4 protein-coding genes are annotated in these 5251 nt (G+C 47.3%); all 4 read left to right on the forward strand.

Annotation, left to right across the window (positions count from 1 at the left end; genetic code table 11):
• Window positions 1-422 (forward strand): glycoside hydrolase family 2 protein (locus VN105_RS09005; protein WP_325640016.1); only part of this gene is annotated, 422 nt, incomplete at its 5' end.
• Window positions 423-424: 2 nt separating this feature from the next.
• The gene (locus VN105_RS09010; protein ID WP_325640018.1) at window positions 425-1867 is read left to right on the forward strand and encodes an alpha-L-fucosidase; all 1443 of its coding nucleotides are present in this window, start codon (window positions 425-427) and stop codon (window positions 1865-1867) included.
• Window positions 1868-1981: 114 nt separating this feature from the next.
• Window positions 1982-2722, forward strand: a complete 741-nt coding sequence (locus VN105_RS09015; protein WP_325640020.1) for a response regulator transcription factor — start codon at window positions 1982-1984, stop codon at window positions 2720-2722.
• Between the two features lie 124 nt (window positions 2723-2846).
• On the forward strand, window positions 2847-5093 hold the full coding sequence (locus tag VN105_RS09020; protein WP_325640022.1) for a bifunctional (p)ppGpp synthetase/guanosine-3',5'-bis(diphosphate) 3'-pyrophosphohydrolase: 2247 nt from the start codon (window positions 2847-2849) through the stop codon (window positions 5091-5093).
• Window positions 5094-5251 lie beyond the last annotated feature (158 nt).

The raw sequence follows: 5251 nt of genomic DNA on the forward strand, positions 1-5251 counted from the left end.
TAAGATCAAATACCAGCGAAAAGCTGCATTCGATAGATACTGCTGCTATTTTGCAGGGAAATAACCCCGCAAGGGTAATATTCTATGCGCAACTGCGAATAGACAATAAGGATATGGAGCGGAATATCTTTTACTTTGCTCCGGCGAAGGATATGAACCTCGAAGTGCCTGACCTTGATATTGTAACCAGTAAGGTGGCCAGAGACAAAGGCATTGTTTATATCCGTTTGAAAACAGACAAGCTGGCAAGAAATGTATACCTGTCGCTGGACAATGCCGCCGCAACGGATCATTTTGAAGAAAATTATTTTGATCTGCTGCCGGGCGAAACCCGGACCATCCGGCTGCAAACAGGACAATTACCGGAAATTATCCACCAGGCATTGAAAGTAACTACTTTAGTATCGTCTTATAAAAACTAACAATGAAAAAGAAATACCTCCTCTTACTGGGATTTGCGCTGCTGGGCTTTAACAGTGTCCAGGCACAGCATGAAGAGCCACCCTATGTACCTGAAACAGACCAGGCGGTGGTAAAGAAACTGGACGAGTGGCAGGACTGGAAATTCGGGATGATCATGCACTGGGGCCCTTATTCCCAATGGGGCGTGGTGGAATCCTGGAGCATTTGCCCGGAAGATGAAGGTTGGACACAGCGCAAGCCAGCGGGCATTCCCTATTACGAGTACCTGAAAAAATACGAGGCGCTTGGAAAAACTTTTAACCCCGTTCATTTCAATCCTGAAAAATGGGCAAAAGCAGCAAAAGATGCAGGGATGAAGTACCTGGTGTTCACCACCAAGCACCACGATGGCTTTTGCATGTTTGATACGAAGCAAACCGATTACAAAATAACCGCCGCCGACGGCGCTTTCAGTAAGAACCCGCGGGCTAACCTCGCCAAAGAAGTGTTCCAGGCTTTCCGTGAAGAAGGGATCCATGCCGGTGCTTATTTTTCCAAGCCCGACTGGCATACGGAATACTACTGGTGGAGCTATTTCCCGCCAAAAGACCGTAACCCGAATTATGACCTGAAAAAATACCCGGAAAGATGGAACCAGTTCAAACAATATACCTATAAACAGATTGAGGAACTGATGACCGGCTATGGCAAACTGGATATCCTCTGGCTGGATGGGGGCTGGGTACGCCCGTTGAAGCAGCAAACAAAAGAATCGCTTTCCTGGAATCAAACGGCTCCGCAGGATCAGGATATTGATATGGGCAAAATTGCATCCATGGCCCGCAGTCACCAGCCAGGGCTCATTGTGGTAGACCGCAGCGTGCATGGTCCTTACGAAAATTACCGCACTCCTGAGCAGCAGGTCCCTGATAAGCCCCTCAGCTATCCCTGGGAAACCTGCATGACCATGGGTAGCTCCTGGTCGTATGTGCCGGGCGACAAATACAAATCAGTAAATGTGCTGATCCACAACCTGGTGGATATTGTAGCCAAAGGGGGGAATTACCTGCTGAACGTAGCCCCGGGACCGGACGGGGAGCTGCATAACGATGCCTACACCACCATGAAGCATATCGGGGAATGGATCCATATAAATGGAGACGCTATTTATGGTACCCGTGCGGTAGCGCCTTATAAAGATGGTAAAGTATGCTTTACCCGTAAAAAAGATGGTAGTGTGTATGCCATTTACCTGCTGGATGAAAATGAGCAATTGCCTGCCACTATTTCTTTCAAGGGACTGACACCGGCTAAAGGCGCCCGTTTACAACTGCTGGGAGCCAATAATAAGCTGGTGTGGAAAACTACAGCTGCGGGGGTAGAAGTACAGATCCCCGCATCTCTCCGTAATAAAGGGTTTCAACATGCAGTAGCGATTAAAATACCAGCTGTGGAAAAGATGTGATTACGGTGTGGATTGATGTGAATTAGTGTTGATAAAATAAAAAAGAGATGGGCGCATTACCCGCGCCCATCTCTTTTTTGTTTTATAGTCGAACTGATCACAAATGGTAGCTATATGAACAGAAACCCAAAAGTTTTGCTTGTTGAGGATGATAAGGCATTCGGCGGTATCGTTAAACAGCACCTGGAACAAGCCGGTTACACGGTAGAGCATTGTTTCGACGGCGTGGATGCCTGGAACCTTTATTCCAGGTCCAAATACGATATCTGCCTGATCGACATTGTTCTCCCAAAAATGAACGGATTTGAACTGGCAAAGGAAATCCGGAATGTTACCATGCTCACCCCCATCTTTTTCCTGTCGGCCGAAAAAACCGGGGAGGAAGACCGTATCAGCGGTTTTCAGCTGGGAGGGGATGGATACCTCGTAAAGCCGTTCAGTTTTGAAGAGCTGGTAAAAAGAATGAAGGTGATCCTGAAATGGACCCGGCCTAACCGCACCGAGTTGCTGGTAGGGCATACGGTGGCCGACATCACTTTTCATTACCGGAAACTCAAGATCTTTGAAGTCAACGGCAAGCTGGCCAAAGGAAGGATCTCCCCTATTGAGGCTAAAATGCTGCGGTATTTCCTCAGTCGCCCCAACATCATCGTGCAAAAAGACGAAGTACTTCTCCGGGTATGGGGAAAAGAAGATTTTTATGCCAGTCGTAGTATGGACGTATTCATTGGCCGCGTCCGCAGGTTACTCAAACTGGTGCCCCGGCTTGAGCTTGAAACCGTTTACAACGTGGGCCTCCGGCTGAATGTGCCGGAAGATATCCTGCCGGTAAAAATCACTGTACCTCTTCACTGACTTATCTTTTTCCCTGCTGGATAATCAACCTGTCCACCCTTCCCGGTAACGCCGGGTAAGGGTGGCTTTTTTATGCGATACCGCTTTTTTCTTTCAGATTATATTAAATCGTAACTTTATAGCAATGGAAACAGTGGTTGTACAAAAATATAATTTAGACGAAGAGCAGGAAAAGAAGGAAATCGTTCGGCATTACCGTGCTTTATTGAGGGCGTTGAAACCGCGTTTGAAAAAAGGCGACAGGGAGCTGGTTCGTACTGCTTTTGAAATGGCAGCAGATGCACACAAGGAAATGCGGCGTAAATCCGGGGAGCCTTACATATTGCATCCGCTGGCGGTAGCGCAGATTTGCGTGGAAGAAATAGGACTGGGCGTGCGTTCCGCCATATGCGCCCTGCTCCACGATACCGTGGAAGATACCGAAGTAACATTGGAAGATGTGTCCCGCGAGTTCGGGAATGAGATCGCACATATCGTTGACGGTCTCACAAAAATATCTACCGTTATAGACTCCAGTACCAGTACCGCACAGGCAGAAAATTTCAAGAAAATATTACTGACACTGGCAGACGACCCGCGGGTGATCCTCATCAAGCTGGCGGACAGGCTGCATAATATGCGTACGCTCGATAGCATGAGCCGGGAAAAGCAGCTGAAAATAGCTTCTGAAACCGTGTTCATCTATGCGCCGCTGGCTCACCGCCTCGGGTTATACAATATCAAATCCGAACTGGAAGACCTGGCCATGAAGTATACGGAGCAGCAAACCTACCGTGAAATAGCCAAGCGCCTCAAGGAAACCAAACGTGAGCGTACCCGCTATATCAACGAATTTATTAAGCCTATCAAGGAAGTGCTGCAGGAAGAAGGATTTGAATTTGAGATCTATGGGCGCCCGAAATCGATCCATTCTATTCATAATAAGATCAAAACGAAAGGCGTTGCCTTTGAAGAAGTATATGATCTTTTTGCCATCCGTATTATCCTGGATTCTCCTATAGACAAGGAAAAGGCGGATTGCTGGAAGGTATATTCCATCATTACCGATTTTTATCACCCCAGTCCTGAGAGGACCCGCGACTGGCTCAGCAACCCGAAATCAAACGGGTATGAAGCGCTGCACGTAACGGTAATGGGCCCCAGCGGGAAATGGGTGGAAGTGCAGATCCGTTCCAAACGCATGAACGATTATGCAGAAAAAGGGGTGGCGGCACACTGGCGGTACAAGGAAGGCAGCAATGCCTCCGCTCAGCAGGAATCCAAGTTTGATCAGTGGTTTACCCAGATCAGGGAAATCCTGAACAACCCCGATTCCAATACACTCGATTTCCTGGCCGATTTTAAGAGCAACCTCTTCACAGAGGAAATTTATGTGTATACCCCTAAAGGGGATCTCAAAATATTGCCGGTAAACTCTACTGCACTGGATTTTGCCTACTCTATCCACAGTGCGGTGGGCAACAAATGTATTGGCGCCAAAGTGAACTATAAGCTGGTGCCTTTGAGCCATAAACTGCGCAGCGGCGACCAGGTAGAGATCATTACCTCCAATAAGCAAAAGCCTTCGGAAGACTGGCTGAACTTTGTACTTACCGCCAAAGCCAAATCCAAGATCAAGGATGCGCTGAAGGAAGAGAAGCGTAAAGTGGCCATGGACGGGAAGGCCGCGCTGGAGCGGAAGTTGTCGCACATGAATATTTCCACCAGCCAGCATAATATCAACGAGCTGGTTCAGTTCTATAAACAACCCTCCCCGCTGGACCTGTACTACCAGGTGGCGGTAAGGAATATTGACCTGAAAGAGCTGAAACAATTTTCTGTACTGGGCGATAAACTGGAACCGCCAAAACCGGTGAAAGTGCCGGAGCACGTGCCGGAAGAACATGTGAAGCACCAGTTGCCTTCCAAAAAAGATGCGGAACTGATCATTTTCGGGGAAAGCTCAGATAAGATCGCCTATAAACTGGCCAATTGCTGCCGTCCTATTCCAGGCGACGACGTGTTTGGCTTTATTACTGCCAGTGAAGGACTGAAGATACACCGTACCAACTGCCCCAATGCCGCACAGTTACTGGCTAATTATGGTCACCGCGTGGTAAAGACAAAATGGGTGAAAAACCGGGAAATTTCCTTCCTTACCGGTTTGCGTATCATTGGTATGGACGATGTGGGGGTTATCCATAAGATCACCAATATTATTTCCGGTGAACTGAAGATCAATATTTCCGCCCTCAGCATTGAGTCGAAAGAAGGCTTATTTGAAGGGCTGATCAAGGTATATGTACACGACAAGGAAGAACTGGATGAGCTGGTAGAAAGGCTTAAAAAGCTGGATGGTATCCAATCTATCCAGCGCCTCGAAGAATCTTAAAATAAAAACTGCAAACAACGGATAAAGCATTACAGGTTATGGGGAGGTTTCTTGTTGAAATCTTCCCATTTCCCTGTAATTACGGCGGGTAATTAGTAATTTGTTTGTAATTCTTAATATTCGCCTTAATTTTGCGACTTCTTTTAAAGCAACAAACC

It is taken from the genome of Chitinophaga sp. (assembly GCF_035564935.1).
Classification (GTDB): domain Bacteria; phylum Bacteroidota; class Bacteroidia; order Chitinophagales; family Chitinophagaceae; genus Chitinophaga.